Here is a 23376-nt window from a genome sequence, read left to right on the forward strand (position 1 = left end):
TATCATTACGTTAATTATTTTCAATTTAGATAAAATGATAAAAAATAAAAAAGATAAAGTTATCAACTTTGAAATATTTACCGAGAAAGGAAAAGGTTTATCTCTCCGTTATGTCAAGCTTGCTGCCATTTTCCTTGTTGAATACAAAAATAATAAAAGAGAGAAAAATGAAAACGAAATGTTGTAAATAATTATGTTTATTCGTAAAAAAAGTACGACATATTGTTTCATTATTATTGACTATACAAAGCTGACTGAACTATATTAATCGCCGCGAATCCTTAGCAAACGATATTTTATACAACTTTATAACAAAGTTACTTATATTTCTTAAAGATTGGCATTTCGTTATCCATTATTTAAGAAAAATAAATTAACGATTAATAATAAGGAAATTTCATGACAAACACAGATTTACCGCTAATTGAGTCAATAAACGAGGCATTGATGTCCGTTATTGGTGTGATCAATGGCCTTCTTTGGGGACAAGTTCTCGTTTACCTTCTTGTTGGTGTGGGGGTTTACTTCACAGTACGTCTTGGCTTCATTCAGCTTCGCCAACTTGGACATTCAGTTAAAATCTTACGCAGCGGCCAAGAAATCGAAAACGGCATCAGCTCTTATCAAGTATTTTGTACCTCTATGGCAGCTCGCGTGGGAACGGGTAACATGGCAGGTGTGGCAGTGGCATTAACGGTGGGTGGCCCTGGTGCTATCTTCTGGATGTGGGTGATTGCTCTATTTGGTATGGCGACAGCATTCATTGAATCAACACTAGCGCAAGTGTACAAAGTGAAAGACGTTGACGGTCAATACCGTGGCGGCCCAGCTTTTTACATGGAAAAAGGCCTAGGCCAACGCTGGATGGGCACACTTTTCTCTATCTTCTTAATCATCGCATTTGGTTTGGTCTTTAATGCTGTTCAAGCAAACACAATTACTGACGCGTTAAATCACTCATTTGGTTTTGATAAAACCATCATGGGTGTTGTCATTGTTGCTGTATCTGCTTTCTTCATTATGGGTGGGTTACGTCGTGTAGCTACTGCATCATCTAAAATTGTTCCTGTAATGGCGATTGGTTACCTTGCCATTGCATTAATCATCGTCGTAATGAACATTACTGAAGTTCCTGCAGTATTAACGCTTATCGTTAAGAGCGCATTCGGTTGGCAAGAAGCCGCGGCGGGTGGTGTTGCTTATACTATCGCGCAAGCGATGCAATCTGGTATCGCTCGTGGTCTGTTCTCGAACGAAGCCGGTATGGGTTCAGCTGCTAACATCGCAGCAAGTGCTACACCAAACCCTAACCACCCTGCATCACAAGGTTTTGTGCAAATGCTAGGTGTGTTTGTCGATACAATCGTTATCTGTACGGCTTCTGCTGCAATGATTATGCTTTCTGGCGTAATGGACCAACCTGATGCTGCAACTGGTATCAGCCTTCTTCAACAAGCACTAACCAATGAGTTAGGCGGTTGGACAAGCTACTTTATGGCACTGGCTATTCTTCTGTTCTGTTTCACTTCTATCATTGCGAACTACAGCTACGCTGAAACAAACGTAATGTTCTTGAATGGTAACTCTAAGAAAGGCCTATTTGGTTTCCGTCTGTGTGTTCTTGGCATGGTAATGTTTGGCTCTGTCGCTTCTCTACCTGTGGTATGGAGTCTAGCTGATGCCTCTATGGGCATGATGGCGTTAATCAACATCATTGCATTAATCCTACTTTCTAAGTTGGCTATCAAGATCATTAAAGATTACGAAATTCAACTTAAAGCGGGTAAAACGCCAGAGTTTGATCGTACTAAGTTCCCAGAACTTGATGATTTAGAAGGTGCATGGCACCCAAAGAAAAAGAAAGCATAAATACTTTCCTAAATCATAAATGAAAAAAGCCCGTCGTATCTCTTACGACGGGCTTTTTTATTTCCAACAGCATGATGATTACATTAATCGAATTTCACTTGGTGTCACCGCTCTATACATGAAATAAGCAACCGTTTCTAAGTCACTATAAAAGACTAAATTTTCACTTAATGTATACGTTTCTAACGATGTATCCATATAGAATGCTCGACTATATGCATCCCCTGCTTGCTCTAAATTGCCGTTTAATTCAGCCAACTTACCTTGAAGTATAAAAGAAAAAGCAGATTCTCTTCTTTGAAAAGCCAAATTGAGGTACTTCTGAGCTTCTTCTTTTTCGTCTTGTTTAATCGCATTCATAGCTAACGCTTCATAAATACGGGTTGGTTGTATTGCCTCCGTATTATTCGTATAACCAGCAACAAGATCTTGGCTTAAACTTTCAATTTTCAACGTATTATCATTTAATTCCAGCTCAGGATTAAGCGCAGAAAATGCATTATAAGCAATGTATAACTCCGCTAATATGTAGCCATTATCCGGTTCTTGTACTGATATTTTTTCTAGTAGTCTAATACCTTGTTCAAACAACTCAGGATCGGGTTGATTAATGTAATGGTTCGCTTGAATTAACATTTCAAGCAATCCCTCTTCTTTAGGCAAACCAAGCATTAGGATATCAATTTGTTCTTTAGATACTGAGATACCTAATGCTCTCATTAAATCCAAAGATGATTGACGTAATACATCATCTAGGTTTGTATTTTTCATTCTATATTGGCGACTAAACAGCACTTTATTTGACGTATTACTGCGATATTCAATATCCAAATAGGTTTTATTTTGTTGTTCTTCGACTCTAACATTCACTACTTTTCCCGGTAATATCCCCGTAGTAAATACCGTTTTATCTAATTGAACACGATAATTGCCAACACTGGCTATATCTGCCATTAATTTTTGGCTGATCCCATCAGCTAAAAACGCAGTATCATCTTTTTGATTTCGACTTTCATGGTAGCTAAATTGAATTAGATCGATATCAATAGCCTTTGTAATACGTGTCGCCGATTCTTGATACGTTGTCGATATAATGACAGTAATAATAATGCACACAAGAAAGGCATCAAAAGCGAGTAATTTCCAACGATGGAAAGAATTAAAACTAGAACCTTGCTTACTTTTCTCTTTTTCGACGTCTTTAGATATCGTCGTCATAGCTCGAGTAAGTGGGCCTGAAGGAAAAGAAAGATCAGGGTACTTTTCCTCTTCTTCTCTTTCTAGCGCTTTATTTTGAAAATCTGATTGAGAAGTAGGAGCTCCCGTTGAAAACGTAGTACAATCGCTAGCTTTCCAAAACTCTGTATCTTCAAAATTAATCAGTTTTGTTTCCGCGACTAACTTATAACCACGCTTTGGTACGGTCACAAGATACCTTGCGTTATCTAATCGACCGTCTCTTAAGATCTTACGTAACTCAAAAATAGACTGGGTGACGACTTGATCTGTTACAAATGCCCCATCCCAAACCTGATTAATGAGCTCATCTCGACAAAAAACTTCACCTGAATGCTGAGCCAGAAAACGTAATAGATTAACTAAACGTGGCTCAACAGAGACTTCCCTATCTTGGCGATATAATTTATTTTCTTCAATGACAAGAGTCCAGTCATTAATTTGAAAACATAATCCAACCATAAGATACTCATTAGTGTTAAATCGTTATTAATATAAATAGCCTACACATCTCAAAAGATAAAGATTCACGATTAATTAAAATACTATTTATGAAAGAGAGGGGGATTATAAATAAACTATTTATTCGAGGATATGTTATTACCATATCAAAAATGGAATCTTAGGATCCATCAAGATTCGCCCTATAAACACCATTCAGAAAATAAGTTAATAGGCTGATATATAAGGCTTTAATAAAAAACACAGATAAATCAAATAACATAAGAACATCATTTTTCTCATTAATATCCTTATCTTTAATATTAATGAAACTTACTAATTATTAACGCAACATAAATAGAATGTAAACAGATCAACTTTTATCAACTTATAACCTTGAATAATGTATGGATAATAAAGATAAATAAACCTAAAAACACAACTAATATATCCATCATTAAGAATTTCACTATTAAACATAGCTTGTGACGTTATTCAAGAAAAGCATGAACGCCAAATCTATACTTACTAACTAAAAGTCACAAGCATAAAAAAGGCGCTCACTTTAGCTGTGAACGCCTTATTTCAATGTCTTTTAGGGTGAGAGATATAATGGAAAGCTATTTTATTTTCTATTGGCTCATTTTATGAGTAATTCCTAAGCCTGCAATCATAGCAATAAAGAAAACAATGACATCCATATTACCTAAAGCAAGACTAGACACAACAGGTCCTGGGCATACACCAGCAATACCCCAGCCTAATCCAAAAATAGCAGCACCCGTAACTAATCGCTTATCTATTGTAGTATTGGTTGATAAGCAAAATTCTTCTGCGTTCACAGGTTTTGATTTAGGCTTTATCAAGAGGAAATAAGCAGGCATAAAGACAAGTAACGCTCCTCCCATCACAAACATTAAGCTTGGATCCCACTGCCCTACGATGTCTAAAAAACCAATGACTTTTTGGGGATCTGCCATACCAGATATCACCATACCAAGACCAAACAACACACCAGAAATAAGAGCAACTAAACGAAACAATACATTATTCATACCTTACTCCTATTAAAGTAAATGAAGACGAACAAAAACGGTAATCGCAGCAGCAGCCATAAATATACATGTGGCAACTATTGAGCGAACTGAAAGACGCCCAATACCACAAATACCATGACCACTTGTGCAACCATTACCTAAGCGTGTGCCTATCCCGACGAGTAATCCTGCGATAATAAGCATTCCTGTCGTCGTTGAATATTCACTAGGAACCTCTGCGCCTAAAAAGTGCACACCTGCGATACCACCACTTATCATGCCAAGCACGAATAGCCATCGCCACGCGTAATCACGTTTTTTCGGTGTCATTAATCCCGTAAGTACACCACTAATACCCGCAATTTTACCATTGAATAAAAGTAGTAAAGTAGCAGATACACCTAACAGCATTCCGCCAAATAGAGAGTCCCATGGAATAGTCATCATTATTACTCATTAGTTTGTTTTTTGAACATATTGATAAGAATACGTACGAACGGTATATTAGTCAATACTTATTTAGCAAAATCAAATTTAACAAGATGAATATTAGATAAGGCTAATTTAAAGTGCTGTAGTCAAAACTAATGAACAAAAAAAGAACTCTTTTTCACTGTGGGTAAGGTAAATAACAAATGATTAAGATTGTAATGGTCGGTTGGTGATGTTGCAGGAAGTGTTTCCGTAGGGGCGAGAGGTCGCTATGAATCGAGTATTTAATGCTGAGATTATTTCCTATAATAACGAGTCAATTAGGGCTTGCTTACCAATTTTGATTATTAGTAAGAAGCCCTTTTAAACATTAATTAATTTTTAATTATTTAGCTGGTGCAAAATCTTCTGCAGCTTGACGATGAGCGGTATAAATTGCTTCGCCATTACTCTCTGCATCAAAAATAACGGTTACATCTGGAGAGAATAAAAGTACGTCGCCTACTTCAGCAACATATTTATTGCCATCTACATCACGTACTACAATCTTACCTTTAGTAATTACTTTGTATTCTACTGAATCATAGAAATATTCAAATTCAACACCTGGAGACATTGTAAAATGCCCCATAGTTAATGAGTTTGTATTGTTAGTTACAGCCACTTCTGCCATATCACTTTTCAGACCTGATACATTTAGTAATTGGCTAAGATCATTTAATTTAAAGCTGCCAGATTTAATAAGAGTAATGCCTGATTTTTCTGTTAATGTTGTCATTTCTATAATTCTCATCGAGGAATACGTTACCTTTTCAATCAACAGGTTGTTGATATATATAGATAATACCTTATTGGTATGCCATTGATTCTAACTATATTCTGAAGGCTAACAAGATAGCTGAAACGTAAAACATTTTTACATAAATATTGGCAATACGATTTAATGGCTAGGAATTAATACAAAAAGTCGAGCAAATAGCCCAGATTGGCTTTTCAATTACCTATTAAATAATAAAGTGAATAAATATCGAAAGGGTATATAGGATCCCTTTCTACTATCGACACACTATTCATAATAAGGTAGCTTAGGTGTATAGACGTATAGAACGCTACAAATAAGAAATAACTTAAGGATAAGTTGTGCCAATAAAAATACCAGACCAACTCCCAGCAGCCGAAGTATTACGTGAAGAAAACATTTTCATCATGCAAGAATCTCGCGCCACCACGCAAGCCATTCGTCCTCTTAAAGTGATCATTTTAAATTTGATGCCAAAGAAGATTGAAACCGAAACACAATTTTTACGCTTACTATCAAATAGCCCATTACAAGTGGATGTTGAGCTATTACGTATAGATAATCGCACCAGTAAAAATACGCCAACTGAGCATTTAGATACCTTTTATCGCCAATTTGAAGGTATTAAAAACCGAAATTTTGATGGACTGATCATTACGGGGGCTCCACTGGGATTAGTGCAGTTTGAAGATGTCATTTATTGGGATCACCTACAAACCATCATGACGTGGGCAAAAGACCATGTTACTTCTAGCTTATATGTCTGTTGGGCTGCTCAAGCAGGGCTAAAACTGCTTTATGATTTACCCAAACGCACCCGTAAAGAGAAATTATCAGGGGTATATAAGCATGATAATCTTGACCAACACCACCCTATTTTACGTGGTTTTGATGATGAATTTTTAGCACCTCATTCTCGTTACGCTGATTTTTCTGCAGATTACCTGAATGAACACACTGATCTGGATATTCTAGCAACATCTGAACAAGCTGGTGTATACCTTGCTTCAACCAAAGATAAGCGAAATGTGTTTGTCACAGGCCACCCAGAGTATGATTCATTCACTCTGCATCATGAGTACGTTCGTGATTTAGGTGAAGGCATGGAACCAACAATACCACTCAATTACTACCCTGGTGACAACCCTGAGATCCCACCCAAAGCAACATGGCGTAGCCATGGTCATTTGTTGTTTTCTAATTGGTTAAATTACTGTGTTTACCAACAAACACCATACGACTTGGACCATTTTTCAGAGCAAAACTTTACCCGAGATTAATATTTATTAGGTGTTAATCATCTGATTAACACCTATTCCCAGCATATAATAACCAGAAAATTCTGATAGATAGCGCCCATTTTTTTGTTTTTTTATAAAAAATGACCTTTCATTTAATTCAGATCAACATATCCTCTATTTATAAAACCAACAACAAACCAAATGAGAACTTGCTCAATAAAACCCTATGAAATATAAGGTATTAATGCCTGTAGTTGATTTTAATTATAAATTGCATTTATGCAGGTGGCTCTATGTTGTATTTTGAATTTCTCTTTTTGTTACTCGTGCTTTATATCGGTTCCCGATTTGGTGGAATAGGTCTAGGGGTAGTCTCTGGGATTGGCTTAGTTATTGAAGTATTTATCTTCAAAATGCCGCCAACCTCACCACCAGTCACCGTAATGTTAATCATTTTAGCTGTAGTCACTTGTGCTTCGATATTAGAAGCGGCTGGCGGCCTAAAATATATGTTACAAGTGGCAGAGCGGATCTTAAGAAAGAATCCTAAACGCGTCACTATCATTGCGCCTTTTGTTACTTATGCAATGACATTCTTACTAGGTACAGGCCATGCCGTGTATTCTATTATGCCAATCATTGGTGATGTTGCTTTAAAAAATGGCATTCGTCCTGAGCGCCCAATGGCGGCGGCATCTGTTGCTTCTCAAATTGCGATTACTGCCTCACCTCTTTCAGCCGCGGTGGTTTATTATCTAGCACAATTAGTCGATATAGATGCTTCAATTACCTTAATGTCTATCTTGATGGTAACCGTGCCTTCTACGTTATTTGGTACGCTAATGCTCGCTCTTTACAGCTTACGTCGTGGTAAAGAATTAGATGATGATGAAGAATACCAAGCTCGTTTAAAAGATCCTGTTTGGCGTGAAAAAATCTTAAATACAACATCAACCTCTCTAGATGAACAACTGCCAACTAAAGCGCGCAATGCGGTACTGATCTTTTTGGGTGCGATTGTATCTATCGTTATCATCGCTATGTGGCCTGAAGTTAGAACGATTACAGAGGGCGGTGCACCAATCAAAATGTCCGTCGTAATTCAGATGATGATGCTGGCGTTTGGTGGTGTGATTCTATTAGCAACAAAAACAGATCCTCGCGATGTACCTAATGGTGTGGTATTCAAATCAGGAATGGTTGCGGCGATTGCAATCTTTGGTATCGCTTGGATGTCTGATACTTACTTCCAATATGCTATGCCTCAATTTAGAGCTGGCATCGTAGATATGGTTACGCTTCACCCATGGACATTTGCTTTAGCATTATTCATTGTATCTGTCGTGGTTAACTCTCAAGCAGCAACGGCTCGTATGATGCTACCTGTTGGTCTTGCTCTAGGTTTAGAGCCTGCATTAGTGATAGGTTTAATGCCTGCTGTTTATGGGTACTTCTTTATTCCAAACTACCCATCAGACATTGCAACGGTTAACTTTGATAGCTCAGGTACAACAAAGATTGGTAAATACTACTTTAACCATTCATTTATGTCCGTTGGCTTAATTGGTGTCATTTCTGCGTGTATGCTTGGTTACGTCTTAGGTCAAATTGTCATTGGCTAACGTGGGAATTAAACACAATTAATAAATGATAGATAACAAAAAGCCCGTGTGCACTGTTAATAAAAACAAGCATCACGGGCTTTTTATATTTAATTATCTTACAGTGATAAACTAAAGAACAGACCCGCTAAACACGCACTCATTAAGTTTGCTAACGTACCACCTAGTACCGCTTTAAAACCCATATTTGCCACTTCTGCACGACGCTCTGGTGCCATAATACCAATTGAACCGAGTTGAACCGCAATAGAACTCACGTTCGCAAAACCACACAATGCAAAAGTAATAATAACTTGGCTGTATGCTGACAATTGATCTTTATGCTGAACAAAATCAATAAACGCAACAAACTCGTTCAATACCACTTTTTGACCAATATAAGAACCAGCCATTACCATTTCAGATTTTGGAATACCGATAATCCAAGCAACTGGTGCAAATAAGTAACCAAAAACAGTTTGTAATGTCACGCCAGCAAAACCAAACCATTCAGCAACCATTTCTAGACCACTGTTTAGCATAGCTATCACACTCACAAACGCGATCAACATTGTACCTACCGCTACTGCGATTTTCATACCGTTCATTGCGCCGCTTGCTAACGCATCAATCACGTTACTTTGTTCACTTTTATCAATGGCTAATTCATGTTGATCAACCGGAGTTTCTTGTTCAGGAACTAAGATCTTAGCCATCAATAAACTGCCAGGTGCTGCCATAAAACTTGCTGCAATTAAGTATTTTAATTCAACACCTAGACCAGCATAACCACCAAGAACACTACCAGCTACCGATGCCATACCACCGACCATTACAGCAAAGAGTTCTGAACGTGTCATTTGAGGTAAGAATGGACGAATTAGTAGAGGAGATTCACCTTGAGATAAAAAGATATTACCCGTCGCAACTAATGACTCAACTTTACTAGTACCTAGGAATTTTTGGATTGCACCGCCCAATACAGCAATGACTTTTTGCATGATACCTAAATAATATAAAGCGGAGATTAACGCACTGAAGAAGATGATGATTGGTAGGACACGAATTGCGAAGATAAAACCAGTTGAAGCTAAATCACCGAATAGAAAGGCAATGCCTTCATCCGCAAAACCCAATAAACTCGATACCCCGCTACTTAGCGATGCCAACGCCATTTGTCCCCAAGGAAAATAAAGAACAAGAGCCGCGAAAGAAAGTTGTAAAAAAAGGGCTCTAAGGACGGTTTTCCAATTGATAGCTGAACGCTTCTCTGAAAATACCCACGCGCAAAAAATAAGCGCGCACATGCCTATAAGGCTAAATAAAATGGTCATAATAATGCCTATTTAATAAATTGAGGTAAATATGAAGAAACGAAAGGACTCGCCATAGTAGATGACGATAGAGGTATAAAATAGTTACTCCAAGAAGACGGAATAACATTAGATAAAAAGATGTTCATTTGGGTTCCTTTACAAGCTGTTTAACAGTAGCTGGTCCGAGTCCTTGGGGTCATTCACTGTTCCATGTGACGGCTTGTATTGGGGGAAGGAGTATACATCTCGCAGATTTAAAATCATCTTTTATGTGATGAAAATTACTATTTTTACTTATTAGAAAAACATTCACAGCAAATAATTACAAATACGAAAAGTAAACCTTGATGAATAGGATAAAATTAAACATTTTCAACGAAATTCACACAATAAACATTCACTGAGCATGCTAAAGTTAATAATGAAATCTCTACATTAGGTCCTTAACATGGCAAATACAGAACATGTCGAGACATTAGACTCTCTAGATAAAGTCAGTGTCATTACTTACCGTTTAGGTATTACATTATTTTCTTTTTCACTCTTTTTATGCAGCCTTACTATCGCTAACGATATGTCACTGATCTTAATTGATGGATCATTAAAAGAATTTGCCTTTATTACTCTTGCGATCTCTTCCGCTATGAGCGCAGCTAACTTACATGTTTATGATAAAAAAATAAGAATCGTCATTACTTGGTCAGCTTGGATTGGCCTAGTTCTATTAAGTTTACTCATTGGTAGCCATTTAGTTTGGATTGCTATTGGCTTTCTTTTTGTTACGTTTTCAGGAATAGCATTAAAAGAATCATTTTGTTTCAAGGTGTTAGGTTTGAAATTTATTCCATTTCTGTTATGTGCTGCTACCTTCATGCTTGCTATGGAAAAATGGGTTATCTCATTAATTTGTTTGACCATCGCTGGCGTTATTTTTCTTTTTTTAGCTATTCAGAAATGGAAAATGCCACTTCATTTTGATATTGGTAATAAATCCAATTATCAACATTAACGCCACAGATAAAAATGAACTATTTAGTTTACTTTTAGTCTTATTCAATACATCATCAATACGATATGGGACAATCCTATAATCCTAGTCGAATCGTTTATTTATTTTTACTTAAGGCATGAATAACAAGACAATGATATTCCCTCTTTTTTATATTTTCCTTGTTATTGTATGCATCCTTCCTATTCTGCCCGGAATAGTTGGCGTACTTAGCGCCTCTTTCAGCTATATGCCTCCTATTGGTTTACATAATCTGTCTCTAGAGGGCTACGTTTCTGTTTTTGAATGGAGCGGAGTTTGGCACTCTCTATTTTTAACCCTAAGTAGCGCTTTTATCAGTACTCTTATTACCGCTTTACTTACTTTTATTATTTTACAAAGTACGTGGAAACTTCCTGTTTGGAAAAAAATAGAATTTTTACTCTCCCCGTTACTTGCTATGCCTCATGTCGCTTTCGCTATTGGTTTTGCTTTTTTATTTTCTCCTACAGGGATGCTTGCCAGACTGCTTAATCCTATTGGTAACGTTAATTTTCCAATTATTATTAATGATTCAATCAATATCGGTTTGATTTTAATGCTCATTATTAAAGAAGTGCCTTTTCTTCTTTTAATGAGCATTCCTATTATGCAACAACTCAATATAGATAAAACAACAAAGGTAGCCGCTAGTCTAGGCTATCAGCGCCATCAAATATGGTGGAAATGTGTGTTCCCACAATGGCTAAAAAAGGCACGTTTTCCTTTATTGGCTATCATTGCTTATAGCGTATCAGTGGTTGATGTCAGCTTAATTATTGGCTCAACCAACCCACCAACCTTTGCTGTTTTAGTATGGCAATGGTTTACCGATCCTGACATTCAATTACAACCAAGAGCGGGGGCAGGGGCAATAATTCTTCTGTTTCTATGTTTATTACTTATTGGACTGCACCGCTTATTAGAATGGGCAATAACAACACACTGTCGCCACTGGCAAATATCTGGTCGAATGGGGTTTCGCTTACCTGGCTTATCTTTTTTCGTCACGATTGCTGGCATAATTATTTTATCATTACCCATCATGGTGCTATGGAGTTTTGCCCAACGGTGGCGTTTCCCCGATCTATTGCCAAGCGTTTTTACTCTTCGTTTTTGGGATAATGAGTGGACAAGCTTACTGCCCGTCATAATGGACAGCGTTATTATCGCCACAGTGTCAGCGACTATCGCGCTTGCCTTTTCATTACTTGGGCATGAATTTAAAATCAAACATCGCTGGCATATCCCCCCGCTATTAATTGCCGTTCCAATGTTAGTGCCTCAACTCTCTTTATTATTTGGTTTGCAAGTAAGTGCTCTTTACTTTTCAAGTGAGTCATATTGGTTTTGGGTTCTTTGGGCGCACGTATTTTTTTCATTCCCTTATATTTTTCTTGCTTTAGATGGGCCATGGCGCAGTTTTGATCAACGTCTGATTCAAACAGGATTAAGCCTTGGTAAATCTCCATGGCACTGTTGGATAAAAATAAAACTTCCTTTGTTGCTTCCCGCTATTTTATACGCATGGGCAATAGGCATCAGCGTGAGTTTGGCTCAATACCTACCAACACAAATGCTTGGTGCAGGCAGAGTTATCACATTAACGACAGAAGCGGTTGCCCTCTCTAGTGGTTTCGACCGTCGAATTACAGCCCTGTATGGATTATGGCAAGCGCTGTTACCGTTCATCTTCTTTAGCTTGGCTATCTTCATCGGACGATTCTACTCTCATCGTTCTCATTTAAATCTAAAACAAGGAATGTGACAGGTAATGAGCCTATCAATAAAAAATCTCAGCATTCTCACTAATCATGGCGTTCCTTTATTAACGGATTACTCTTTCTCTATCGATAAAGGAGAAGTGCTTAGTGTTATGGGCCCAAGCGGTTGTGGTAAATCTACATTATTAAACGTCATTGCTGGACATTTAAGTTGTGATTTTAGTTATTCAGGTGAGATTACGGTTAATGGAAAGCGAGTTAATAAAACCCCTTCTCACGAACGAAAAGTAGGGATATTATTTCAAGAAGATCTTCTGTTTCCTCATTTATGTATTTGGGAAAACCTTGCATTTGCTTTACCCAATAAAGTCAAAGGCATACAAAGAAAAAAAGAAGCAATGCAAGCACTTAAAAACGTTCAATTAGAACAATTATCTGATGCATTCCCAAACCAACTCTCAGGTGGGCAACGAGCAAGAATAAGCTTAGTTAGAATGCTATTAGCAAAACCCGATGTTGCCTTGCTAGATGAGCCTTTCAGTAAATTAGATAAAGCATTACGTATCCAATTTCGAGACTGGGTATTTGAGCAATTGGCGGAAGCGGACATCCCTACATTATTAGTAACTCATGACAGTGACGATATTCCAAAAGAGAGCCAACAATTCTTTTGGCCAATGGAGATAAATCATGCTTGATAAATTCAGTATTCAAGTTATTCGAAAACCGTTATCCATCTCAGCTTCCGGATTGCATAAGCTGGGCGTTACCGCAAACCAAACAACATTATTTGGTTTTATTTTAGGCTGCTTAGCTTTTCCTGCATTATTACTTCAAGAATATAATATTGCGCTGATCTTTATTTTATTAAACCGAATTTGTGATGGTTTAGATGGCGCTTTAGCTCGGATTACTGGAATTACTGATTCAGGGGGATTTCTAGATATCAGCTTAGATTTTCTTTTTTACTCCCTAATTCCATTTGGATTTGTTTTAGCAAACCCAGAGCAAAATGCGATTGCTGGCGCTCTAATTATTTTCTCTTTTATTGGAACAGGCAGTAGTTTCTTAGCTTTTGCTATCATGGCGGGGAAAAGAAACATTGATAACCCCGTGTATAAAAACAAATCTCTTTATTACATGAGTGGCTTAACTGAAGGTACTGAGACCATTGGCTGCTTTATTTTATTCTGTTTATTTCCAGAGCATTTTACTTTAATTGCTTACATTTATTCAGCACTATGTTGGATTACAACGTTTAATCGAATTTGGTCAGGATTTCATACATTAAAAGAAAATGAAAAACAGGATGAATACCAACTCTAATAAAAAAGAAAAAGCCCCAGTAATTCACTTACTGGGGCTTTTATTCTTTTATTAAACTGAGTTATAGCTATAAATTAGCGATTAATACTCTTCAACAGCAAACAGAGTTTCCATATTCAAACCTTGTTGGGTCATGATCTCTCTTAAACGTCGTAACCCCTCAACTTGAATTTGTCTCACACGCTCACGAGTCAACCCTATTTCTTTACCTACCTGTTCTAACGTTGCCGTTTCATATCCTAATAAACCAAAACGACGAGCAACAACTTCTTTTTGCTTAGGGTTTAGTTGACCAAGCCAACCAACCAAAGAAGCATTAATATCATTTTTTTGTGTTTCAGATTCAGGATCACTATTTTTAGTATCAGGTAAAATATCTAATAACGCTTTATCTGATTCACCAGCAACCATCGAATCTACAGAAGCAACTCTTTCATTTAAACGCAGCATACGACTTACGTCACTGACTGGTTTATCTAGTTTCTCTGCAATTTCTTCAGGTGTCGGTTCATGATCAAGCTTTTGTGAAAGCTCACGAGCGGCACGTAAATAAACATTAAGTTCTTTTACGACATGAATAGGCAAACGTATAGTTCGAGTTTGATTCATAATGGCACGTTCAATGGTTTGACGTATCCACCAGGTTGCATAAGTAGAAAAGCGGAAGCCTCTCTCTGGATCAAATTTTTCAACTGCTCGGATTAAACCAAGGTTGCCCTCTTCAACTAAATCTAATAAAGCAAGGCCACGGTGATTATAACGACGAGCTATTTTTACTACTAATCGAAGGTTACTTTCAATCATTCGAGAACGAGCTGCCATATCACCTTTTAGGGCAAGTCGACTAAAGTAAACTTCTTCTTCTGCTGTTAAGAGTGGCGAAAATCCAATTTCACCTAAGTAAAGTTGAGTTGCATCCATTACTTTCTGCGAACTGCTAACCTCAAGACGTTCAGATTCCGTTTCTTGAATTTTGGTTAGCTCAGCATCATCAACTACGTCTAAATCAAATTCTTCATTTTTAGTTACTGCATTGCTTTTACTCATAGCGCCTCCCCATGGCGAGCCAGCAAGACATTACAACTCAGCTATGTCATCCCTGTTATGGCAAATATCGTTGTGGATTTACCGATTTCCCTCTAAAACGGATCTCAAAATGCAAACGAACGCTGCTCGTACTTGAGCTACCCATTGATGCAATTTTTTGTCCCGCATTGATACTTTGACCTTCTTTAACAAACAGTGATTCATTGTGAGCATAAGCACTTAAATAATTTTCGTTATGTTTAATAATAATTAAATTTCCATAACCTCTTAAGGCGTTACCTGCATAAACCACTGTTCCTTTTGCGGTAGATATGATGTCTTGACCTCGTTGGCCTGCAATATCTATCCCTTTATTTCCTTGGTCTCCTGTTGAGAACTTAGCGATTACTCGCCCTTTTGTTGGCCATAACCATGAATCTACCTTTTCCGATTTTTTTTCTACTGATTTAGGTTTAGGTACTGGTTTTGGTTTAGCTGCCGGTTTAGCTACCGGTTTAGCTACCGGTTTAGCTTTAACTGTCGGTTTTGATGTTGCAGTTGTTACCGACTTGTTAGATTTAACATACTCCTTAGATTTTGTGTTTTCAACCTTTTTTGCACTTTGTTTTTGTGCTGGTGATGATTTTGTGCTAGCCGACACAGTTGGTTTAGCTTTCGTACTCGGTTTATTATTAGCGAGAGGAACAACGGCAACGGCAGCTGTACTAGTCGATTTAGAGCTGTCGGCCTTACTAACTAAATGCCCATCATCACCATAAGCAGGAGCTATATATTTAGGTCCCCACAATTTTAGTTTTTGTCCTGGGTGAATAACATAAGGTGCTTTTAATTCATTATAAGCAATCAGCTCTTTGACATCTTTATTAGTAACATAAGAAATAAAATATAACGTATCCCCTTTTTCTACTCGATAATAACTGCCTCTATAGCTGCCACGTTCTGCCCCACCATAAGATGAACTGGATTTATTTACACTAGACACAGGAGCAGGACCATGAGGCCCCATAGAACAGCCTGAAAGCAATAGAGTCAAAATTGCAGCGATAAGCCACAAACGAGAAGGTGTCATTATTATTTTTTTCATTATGATTATGCTAATTCACCTGCAACTAAGGGAACAAAACGAACTTCTTCTATGACCTCTGAATGAAATTCATCTCCACAACGAACAATTCGAAGTAACTGCTGTTCGGTATCTCCGACAGGAATAACCAATCTTCCGCCATCTTTTAACTGCCACAATAAATCATTCGGGATCGATTCTGCTGCCGCAGTAACAATGATTGCATCAAATGGGCTTTTATTTCCCCACCCTTTCCAACCATCTGCATGTTTTGTTGAAATATTGTATATATCTAATTGTTTCAATAATCGCTTTGCATTCCATTGAAGTGATTTAATTCGTTCAACCGAATTAACATGATCCAATAATTGCGCTAATACTGCCGTTTGATAACCTGAACCCGTCCCTATTTCTAGAACATTTGACTCTCGCTGTAGCATGAGTAGCTCGGTCATTTTCGCAACAATATAAGGCTGGGAGATAGTCTGTCCTTCCCCAATAGGCAAGGCATTATTTTGATAAGCTTGGTGTGCTAACACTTCAGGAACAAATCGCTCACGCGGTAAAGAACGAATAGCAGACAAAACCGCTTCATCTTGAATACCTTGTTGACGTAAAAATTGATCGAGTAGTTCAGTGCGAGAATGAAGCATTAATTAGATCTCTCAATTGATAGCCAATCGCTCATCATAGCTAATGAATCATGAGCGGTTAAATCTACCTGTAATGGGGTAACTGACACGCAGTTATGTTGAATTGCATAGAAGTCAGTGCCCTTACCTGCATCTTGTTTCTTTCCTGGGGGACCTAACCAATAAATGGTTTCTCCTCGAGGATCGGTGTCTTTAATCATACTTTCTGCATGATGCCTTGCACCCAGGCGAGTTACTTCCCAAGAGGCAATTTGAGAATACTCACAATCAGGGACATTTACATTTAACACCCGTTCTGTAGTCAGCGGGGTTTTTAAATGCATTGTCACTAACTCTAAAGCAACTTGAGCTGCTGTATCAAAATACGTGCGCCCGACTAAAGACATTGCTATTGCTGGTAACCCTAGAAAGTGCCCTTCTGTAGCCCCCGCAACGGTTCCTGAGTATAAAGTATCATCACCCAAGTTTGCACCATGATTTATACCCGTAATGATTAAATCAGGGAGGTCATCTTTCATTAATTCATTCAATGCAAAATGCACACAATCGGTCGGCGTACCTTGCACTGAATGAATATTTTGTTCAATTTGTCGAACTCGAAGTGGCGATTCAAGAGTAAGTGAGTTAGATGCTCCCGAGCGATTACGGTCAGGGGCAACAATCGTAATATCCGCAATATCTGATAATACTGCCGCGAGGGTATTGATCCCTTCTGCAAAAACACCATCATCATTACTTAATAGTATGCGTAATTTATTCACTCTTATCTCCGCTTCTTTCTCTAAATCGAATTATTCGTATGTACGTTCCACTTCAATTTCTTGCAATAATTCACGTACGATAACCGTAGCAAAACTGCCTGATGTTAAAGAGAAATTAAGAGTTAACGTATCCCCATCAGCTGACCAACTTAGGTTCTCAGGGTGTAACTCAATAGCACGGCGTTCATGCCTCATACGGTTACCACGAACAAGAGCCATTAAATCTGGTTCCGCATCAAGCTGTGGTTGCTCTAAAGTTAATGCTGTTTCAGTCGTTGGTAGCTGATTATCACCAGCTAATGCTGCACTGATTGACCATTCATTATTTTGAATTTTTTGAATGCTTTCTTCAGAGGTCACATTCTCATTAACCGTACGGCCATTATGATCAAGTAGAATATCACCATCCACAGGTAGAGAGAAGTAACCCTCTGTTATTCTTTGAGAAATAATCTGATTAAAGATCCATGAACGAGCAGCTGACAAGTAAAAACTACGCTTTGTATTATCACGAGTGCGTACATTTTCACGCCCCCAACGACGTGCCTCGATGACGTTATTACCTTCATGACCAAAACGTTGTGCACCAAAGTAATTTGGCACACCAGATACTTTTACTTTCTCTAAACGAGACAATACATCATCCATGTCAGTCACTTCAGTCGCAATTAACTGGAAACTATTACCTAAAAGATCGCCAGGACGCAATTTTTTGTTGTGGCGTGTCATTTCTAGAATTTCAACACCGGGATGCGTAGCTTCAAATAAAGCAAACTTAAGGTGATCACTTTTTGGTAAGTGAACACTTAACCATTGTTCTGTGATTGCATGGCGATCTTTCAGACCAGCCCAACTAATATCTTTTGATTTTACACCACAAAATTTTGCTAATTCGTTCGCTACGTACTTGGTGTTTTCACCCGTTTTACGGATCTTAACCATTAAGTGCTCACCTTTACCGGTGAACTCATACCCTAACACTTCTTTTACAATGAAATGCTCAGGTAATTGTTTTAATTTACCAGTTGCAACTGGCTTTCCGTATAACCATGAAAAAGTAGACATGATGTCTGACATAAGTTTGTCTCTAATTAATAAGATTTTTTAACTAACAGCACTACTGCTTCACAAGCAATGCCTTCTTTTCTACCTGTAAAGCCTAAACGTTCGGATGTGGTCGCTTTTACGTTCACATTATCCAAACTTGTTTCTAAATCTTCAGCAATGGCCACACACATATTATGAATATGCGGTGCCATTTTAGGGGCTTGTGCAATGATGGTGACATCTGCATTCCCTAATTCTAACCCTTTCTCTTTTACACGACGATAAACATCACGCAATAATGCACGGCTGTCTGCCCCTTTCCACTTATCATCGGTATCTGGGAAATGACGTCCAATATCGCCTTCGGCGATCGCACCAAGCAAGGCATCACACAATGCATGCAACGCAACATCACCATCAGAATGAGCAATTAATCCTTGTTCATAAGGAACGCTGACGCCACCTATAATAACGGGACCTTCTCCACCAAATTTATGTACATCAAAACCGTGTCCAATTCTCATTTGTAGATTTCCTTTTTCATTTTTTGGAGATAGTACTCTGCTAACTCAAGATCTTCAGGCTGAGTTATCTTTAAATTATCGGATCTGCCTTGGATGAGTTTAGGCTGATATCCCATGAATTCTATGGCAGAAGATTCATCCGTAATAGATAACCCTTGCTCTAATCCTGTTTTTAATGCGGTATATAACAATTCAGTAGTGAACAATTGGGGTGTCAATGCATGCCATAAAACACTTCGATCAATGGTTTTATTTATTTGTTGTTCAAACGTCGCTTGTTTCATTGTATCGCGAACGGGGGATGCGAGAATACCGCCGATATGAGAGGGAATTACATTTTTAATAAGTTTATCAATATCGCTATGACGGATACAAGGACGCGCTGCATCATGAACCATAACCCATTCACTTAAATGATTATCTTTTGCATAAGCTAACCCAGAGAGCACTGAATCAGCACGCTCTGAACCGCCAGAAACTCGAATAACCCGCTTGTTTTTTGCTACGGTTAAATCATTAAAGTAAGGGTCTGTATCACTAACTGCAACAATCACGTTATCGATAGCAGGATAAGCCAGTAATTGTTCAATGGTATGTTCTAAAACCGTCTTATCATTTAAGAGTAAATATTGCTTCGGACGATCTGCCTTCATGCGACTCCCCACCCCTGCGGCAGGTACTATCGCGGTAATTGAATAATTCAGTGAAGATGTCATCAATTATCCCTCACTATTTTCATCAATAATTCGATAAAATGTTTCACCTTCTTTGATCATCCCCAATTCATGCCGAGCTCGTTCTTCTATTGCTGCTGAACCTTTTCTTAAGTCGTCTATTTCAGCAAACATTTGCCCATTTCGATTACGTAATCCCTGATTCACTTCCTCTTGAAGTTGAACATCATTAGATACTTGAGCGTAATCCGCCATGCCATTTTTTCCAAACCATAGGGTATATTGCAGCCAACCCAAAGCAATAATTAATAAAACGGCGAATGCTCGCATAATAGCTCCGACAATAAATAAATGAGTAACAATAGAAAGAAGCGCTAACTATATCAATCCATCATTAGAACTTCACTAGCTGTATAGCGGAAATAAAAAAAACCGCCTCAAATGAGACGGTTTTTATATCTAAATTCTAATCGAACGATTAAAGAATTAAGTCATATTCTCAAAAATTGAGATTATTGACCTTTAACTTCTTTAAGACCGTTGAATGGCGCTAGTTCACCTAGAGCTTCTTCGATACGGATTAGTTGGTTGTACTTAGCAACACGGTCAGAACGGCTCATAGAACCAGTTTTGATTTGACCTGCAGCAGTACCAACTGCTAGATCAGCAATTGTTGCATCTTCAGTTTCGCCAGAACGGTGAGAGATAACTGCTGTGAAACCAGCATCTTTAGCCATCTTAATTGCAGCTAGAGTCTCTGTAAGTGAACCGATTTGGTTGAACTTGATAAGAATTGAGTTAGTGATGCCTTCTTCGATACCACGAGCAAGAATCTTAGTGTTTGTAACGAATAGATCGTCACCAACTAGTTGAATCTTGTCACCTAGAAGTTCAGTTTGGTGCTTGAAGCCAGCCCAATCTGATTCGTCTAGACCATCTTCGATAGAAACGATTGGGAATTGCTCAACAAGACCAGCTAGGTAATGGTTGAATTCTTCAGCAGTAAATTTCTTACCTTCGCCTTTAAGGTCGTAGATACCGTCTTCTTTGTTGTAGAACTCAGAAGCAGCACAGTCCATAGCAAGAGTAACGTCTTTGCCTAGCTCGTAACCAGCAGCTGCAACAGCTTCTGCGATAACTTCTAGCGCTTCTGCGTTAGATTTAAGGTTAGGAGCGAAACCACCTTCATCACCAACTGCAGTGCTGTAGCCTTTAGACTTAAGAACTTTAGCTAGGTTGTGGAATACTTCTGCGCCGATGCGTAGAGCTTCTTTAAGCGTTTTAGCGCCAACAGGTTGAATCATGAATTCTTGGATATCAACGTTGTTATCAGCGTGCTCGCCACCGTTGATGATGTTCATCATTGGTAGAGGCATAGAGAATACGCCTGGAGTGCCGTTTAGTTCAGCAATGTGAGCGTAAAGAGGCATAGATTTAGCAGCAGCAGCAGCTTTAGCATTCGCTAGAGAAACAGCAAGGATTGCGTTCGCGCCAAATTTTGCTTTGTTTTCTGTACCATCTAAATCGATCATGATTTGGTCGATTTCAGCTTGGTTTTTCGCGTCTTTGCCGATTAGAGCTTCTGCGATTGGGCCATTTACAGCTGCGATAGCTTTAAGAACACCTTTACCTAGGAAACGAGATTTGTCGCCGTCACGTAGCTCAAGAGCTTCACGAGAACCTGTAGATGCGCCAGATGGAGCAGCAGCCATACCTACAAAACCACTTTCTAGGTGAACTTCAGCTTCAACTGTTGGGTTACCACGAGAATCGATGATTTCACGACCTAGAACTTTAACGATCTTAGACATTGTGTTTCCTCTATTTTCTTTAATTTAAAAGCTAAAAATAGCTGCTGCAACATTGAGCAGCTATCCGTAAATCCTATTACTTTTCGAATTCACCGCGAGCATTTTGGCCTGCTGCTTTAACAAAACCTTCAAATAATGGATGACCATCACGAGGTGTTGATGTGAATTCTGGGTGGAATTGAGCAGCCACAAACCACGGGTGGTTAGGAAGTTCAATGATTTCCACAAGCTTCTTATCAGCTGATAGACCAGAAATTTTAAGACCGGCTTTTTCAAGCTGAGGAAGTAAATTGTTATTTACTTCATAACGGTGACGATGACGCTCTTCAACAGTAGCGTTACCGTAAAGCTCACGAGCTTTAGAGCCTTTTGCAAGGTGACATAGCTGAGAACCAAGACGCATTGTGCCGCCTAAATCTGATGTCTCAGTACGCTCTTCTACTTTACCATCGCCATCAATCCACTCAGTGATTAGACCAACAACAGGGAATTTCGTGTCTTTAGAGAATTCAGAAGAGTGAGCCCCTTCCATATTAGCAACGTTACGCGCATATTCAATAAGCGCAACTTGCATACCCAGACAGATCCCTAAATATGGTACTTCATTTTCACGAGCGTATTGAGCAGCAAGGATCTTACCTTCAATACCACGGTCACCAAAACCACCAGGAACTAGAATTGCATCTAGACCTTCTAGGATTTCAGTACCTTTAGACTCAACATCTTGCGAGTCTATATATTTAATAGTGACGCTCAAACGGTTTTTCAAGCCCGCATGTTTTAATGCTTCGTTTACTGACTTGTAAGCATCTGGTAATTCAATGTACTTACCAACCATACCGATAGTAACTTCACCAGTCGGGTTAGCTTCTTCATAGATTACTTGTTCCCACTCTGAAAGATCAGCTTCAGGTGCTGTAATACCAAAGCGTTGACATACTAATTCATCAGTACCTTGCGCTCGGATCAATTGTGGGATTTTGTAGATTGAATCTACGTCTTTCATTGAGATAACTGCTTTTTCTTGTACATTACAGAAAAGAGCAATTTTCTTACGTTCGTTTGCTGGAATAACACGATCAGAACGACAAACTAAGATATCTGGTTGGATACCAATAGACAATAGCTCTTTTACTGAGTGTTGAGTCGGCTTAGTTTTAAGCTCGCCTGCAGCGCCTAAGTAAGGTACAAGAGTTAGGTGCATAAACATTGTATGTTCACGGCCTATCTCAACAGCAAGTTGACGAATCGCTTCCATGAATGGCAGAGATTCGATATCACCGACTGTACCACCAACTTCAACGAGTGCGATATCATGGCCTTCAGCGCCAGAGATAACACGTTCTTTAATCGCATTCGTAATATGAGGGATAACTTGGATTGTTGCACCTAAGTAATCACCACGACGCTCTTTACGTAGAACGTCTGCGTATACTCGACCGGCTGTAAAGTTATTACGTTTAGTCATTTTGGTGCGGATGAAGCGCTCGTAGTGACCTAAATCTAGATCAGTTTCTGCGCCGTCTTCCGTGACGAATACTTCACCGTGTTGAGTTGGGCTCATTGTGCCCGGATCAACGTTGATGTATGGGTCAAGCTTCATCATAGTGACTTTTAAGCCACGAGCTTCAAGAATAGCTGCTAATGATGCTGCTGCAATACCTTTACCTAGTGAGGATACAACCCCGCCAGTTACAAAAATGTAATTCGTCGTCATACGTTACCTGAAATTGGTGTAATGAGGAAT

Annotated in this window: 23 protein-coding genes; 8 read left to right on the forward strand and 15 right to left on the reverse strand. The window is 38.6% G+C overall.

Features of this window, described 5'->3' with window-relative positions; genetic code table 11:
• Both A6E03_RS20175 and A6E03_RS01830 read left to right on the forward strand, forming a co-directional pair.
• Positions 1-187 (forward strand): hypothetical protein (locus A6E03_RS20175; RefSeq protein ID WP_176703438.1); only part of this gene is annotated, 187 nt, incomplete at its 5' end.
• 212 nt (positions 188-399) lie between these two features.
• Positions 400-1869: a sodium:alanine symporter family protein gene (locus A6E03_RS01830; protein WP_065593960.1), complete on the forward strand. Its 1470-nt coding sequence runs from the start codon at positions 400-402 to the stop codon at positions 1867-1869.
• Between the two features lie 78 nt (positions 1870-1947).
• Here the strand turns inward: A6E03_RS01830 and cadC are convergent, their stop codons facing one another.
• The 4 genes from cadC to A6E03_RS01850 form a co-directional block, all read right to left on the reverse strand.
• Positions 1948-3567 carry a lysine decarboxylation/transport transcriptional activator CadC gene (gene cadC / locus A6E03_RS01835; protein WP_065600079.1) on the reverse strand — a complete coding sequence of 540 codons (1620 nt, stop codon included), beginning with the start codon at positions 3565-3567 and terminating at the stop codon, positions 1948-1950.
• Between the two features lie 611 nt (positions 3568-4178).
• On the reverse strand, positions 4179-4601 hold the full coding sequence (locus tag A6E03_RS01840) for a YeeE/YedE family protein (RefSeq protein ID WP_065593962.1): 423 nt from the start codon (positions 4599-4601) through the stop codon (positions 4179-4181).
• Positions 4602-4613: 12 nt separating this feature from the next.
• A complete protein-coding gene (locus A6E03_RS01845) occupies positions 4614-5033 on the reverse strand; it encodes a YeeE/YedE family protein (protein WP_176703444.1) in 420 nt (139 codons plus the stop codon).
• A 367-nt stretch (positions 5034-5400) separates the two neighbouring features.
• Entirely contained in the window at positions 5401-5847 is a 447-nt protein-coding gene (locus A6E03_RS01850) for a hypothetical protein (RefSeq protein WP_083190362.1), read from the reverse strand.
• 308 nt (positions 5848-6155) lie between these two features.
• Between A6E03_RS01850 and metA the strand changes: the two genes are divergently transcribed.
• Entirely contained in the window at positions 6156-7094 is a 939-nt protein-coding gene (gene metA / locus A6E03_RS01855; RefSeq protein ID WP_065593964.1) for a homoserine O-succinyltransferase, read from the forward strand.
• A 254-nt stretch (positions 7095-7348) separates the two neighbouring features.
• Positions 7349-8677 (forward strand): anaerobic C4-dicarboxylate transporter, encoded by a 1329-nt coding sequence (locus A6E03_RS01860; protein ID WP_065593965.1) that lies wholly within the window; start codon positions 7349-7351, stop codon positions 8675-8677.
• 98 nt (positions 8678-8775) lie between these two features.
• Here A6E03_RS01860 and A6E03_RS01865 read toward each other — a convergent pair whose 3' ends face one another.
• Positions 8776-9990 carry a NupC/NupG family nucleoside CNT transporter gene (locus A6E03_RS01865; RefSeq protein WP_065593966.1) on the reverse strand — a complete coding sequence of 405 codons (1215 nt, stop codon included), beginning with the start codon at positions 9988-9990 and terminating at the stop codon, positions 8776-8778.
• 430 nt (positions 9991-10420) lie between these two features.
• Here A6E03_RS01865 and A6E03_RS01870 point away from each other — a divergent pair, with 430 nt between their 5' ends.
• From A6E03_RS01870 to A6E03_RS01885, 4 genes are all read left to right on the forward strand, one after another.
• On the forward strand, positions 10421-10981 hold the full coding sequence (locus A6E03_RS01870) for a DUF2301 domain-containing membrane protein (protein ID WP_065593967.1): 561 nt from the start codon (positions 10421-10423) through the stop codon (positions 10979-10981).
• Positions 10982-11114: 133 nt separating this feature from the next.
• Positions 11115-12767, forward strand: a complete 1653-nt coding sequence (locus tag A6E03_RS01875; protein WP_065593968.1) for an ABC transporter permease — start codon at positions 11115-11117, stop codon at positions 12765-12767.
• Positions 12768-12773: 6 nt separating this feature from the next.
• Positions 12774-13421 carry an ATP-binding cassette domain-containing protein gene (locus tag A6E03_RS01880; RefSeq protein ID WP_065593969.1) on the forward strand — a complete coding sequence of 216 codons (648 nt, stop codon included), beginning with the start codon at positions 12774-12776 and terminating at the stop codon, positions 13419-13421.
• Positions 13414-14049 carry a CDP-alcohol phosphatidyltransferase family protein gene (locus A6E03_RS01885; protein WP_065600080.1) on the forward strand — a complete coding sequence of 212 codons (636 nt, stop codon included), beginning with the start codon at positions 13414-13416 and terminating at the stop codon, positions 14047-14049. Before A6E03_RS01880 ends, A6E03_RS01885 begins: the two co-directional genes overlap by 8 nt.
• 81 nt (positions 14050-14130) lie before the next feature.
• On the opposite strand, the gene rpoS is transcribed toward A6E03_RS01885, so the two are convergent.
• The 10 genes from rpoS to A6E03_RS01935 all read right to left on the reverse strand — a co-directional run bounded on the left by rpoS (position 14131) and on the right by A6E03_RS01935 (position 23346).
• Positions 14131-15096 (reverse strand): RNA polymerase sigma factor RpoS, encoded by a 966-nt coding sequence (rpoS, locus tag A6E03_RS01890; RefSeq protein ID WP_065593971.1) that lies wholly within the window; start codon positions 15094-15096, stop codon positions 14131-14133.
• Positions 15097-15151: 55 nt separating this feature from the next.
• Positions 15152-16180, reverse strand: a complete 1029-nt coding sequence (locus tag A6E03_RS01895; RefSeq protein ID WP_065600081.1) for a peptidoglycan DD-metalloendopeptidase family protein — start codon at positions 16178-16180, stop codon at positions 15152-15154.
• A gap of 5 nt (positions 16181-16185) precedes the next feature.
• Positions 16186-16812 (reverse strand): protein-L-isoaspartate(D-aspartate) O-methyltransferase, encoded by a 627-nt coding sequence (locus tag A6E03_RS01900; protein WP_065600082.1) that lies wholly within the window; start codon positions 16810-16812, stop codon positions 16186-16188.
• Complete coding sequence (gene surE / locus A6E03_RS01905) at positions 16812-17573, reverse strand: 5'/3'-nucleotidase SurE (RefSeq protein ID WP_065593974.1); 762 nt, start codon at positions 17571-17573, stop codon at positions 16812-16814. Before surE ends, A6E03_RS01900 begins: the two co-directional genes overlap by 1 nt.
• 30 nt (positions 17574-17603) lie before the next feature.
• Positions 17604-18650, reverse strand: coding sequence for a tRNA pseudouridine(13) synthase TruD (gene truD, locus A6E03_RS01910; RefSeq protein ID WP_065593975.1), 1047 nt, complete (start codon positions 18648-18650; stop codon positions 17604-17606).
• Between the two features lie 14 nt (positions 18651-18664).
• Positions 18665-19144 (reverse strand): 2-C-methyl-D-erythritol 2,4-cyclodiphosphate synthase, encoded by a 480-nt coding sequence (gene ispF, locus A6E03_RS01915; protein ID WP_065593976.1) that lies wholly within the window; start codon positions 19142-19144, stop codon positions 18665-18667.
• The gene (gene ispD, locus A6E03_RS01920) at positions 19141-19860 is read right to left on the reverse strand and encodes a 2-C-methyl-D-erythritol 4-phosphate cytidylyltransferase (RefSeq protein ID WP_065593977.1); all 720 of its coding nucleotides are present in this window, start codon (positions 19858-19860) and stop codon (positions 19141-19143) included. The genes ispF and ispD overlap by 4 nt, the downstream gene beginning before the upstream one ends.
• A 3-nt stretch (positions 19861-19863) precedes the next feature.
• A complete protein-coding gene (gene ftsB / locus A6E03_RS01925; RefSeq protein ID WP_065593978.1) occupies positions 19864-20148 on the reverse strand; it encodes a cell division protein FtsB in 285 nt (94 codons plus the stop codon).
• A gap of 182 nt (positions 20149-20330) precedes the next feature.
• On the reverse strand, positions 20331-21629 hold the full coding sequence (eno, locus tag A6E03_RS01930) for a phosphopyruvate hydratase (protein ID WP_065593979.1): 1299 nt from the start codon (positions 21627-21629) through the stop codon (positions 20331-20333).
• A 76-nt stretch (positions 21630-21705) separates the two neighbouring features.
• Positions 21706-23346 carry a CTP synthase gene (locus A6E03_RS01935; protein ID WP_065593980.1) on the reverse strand — a complete coding sequence of 547 codons (1641 nt, stop codon included), beginning with the start codon at positions 23344-23346 and terminating at the stop codon, positions 21706-21708.
• Positions 23347-23376 lie beyond the last annotated feature (30 nt).

It is taken from the genome of Aliivibrio sp. 1S128 (genome assembly GCF_001691065.1).
Taxonomy (GTDB): Bacteria; Pseudomonadota; Gammaproteobacteria; order Enterobacterales; family Vibrionaceae; genus Aliivibrio.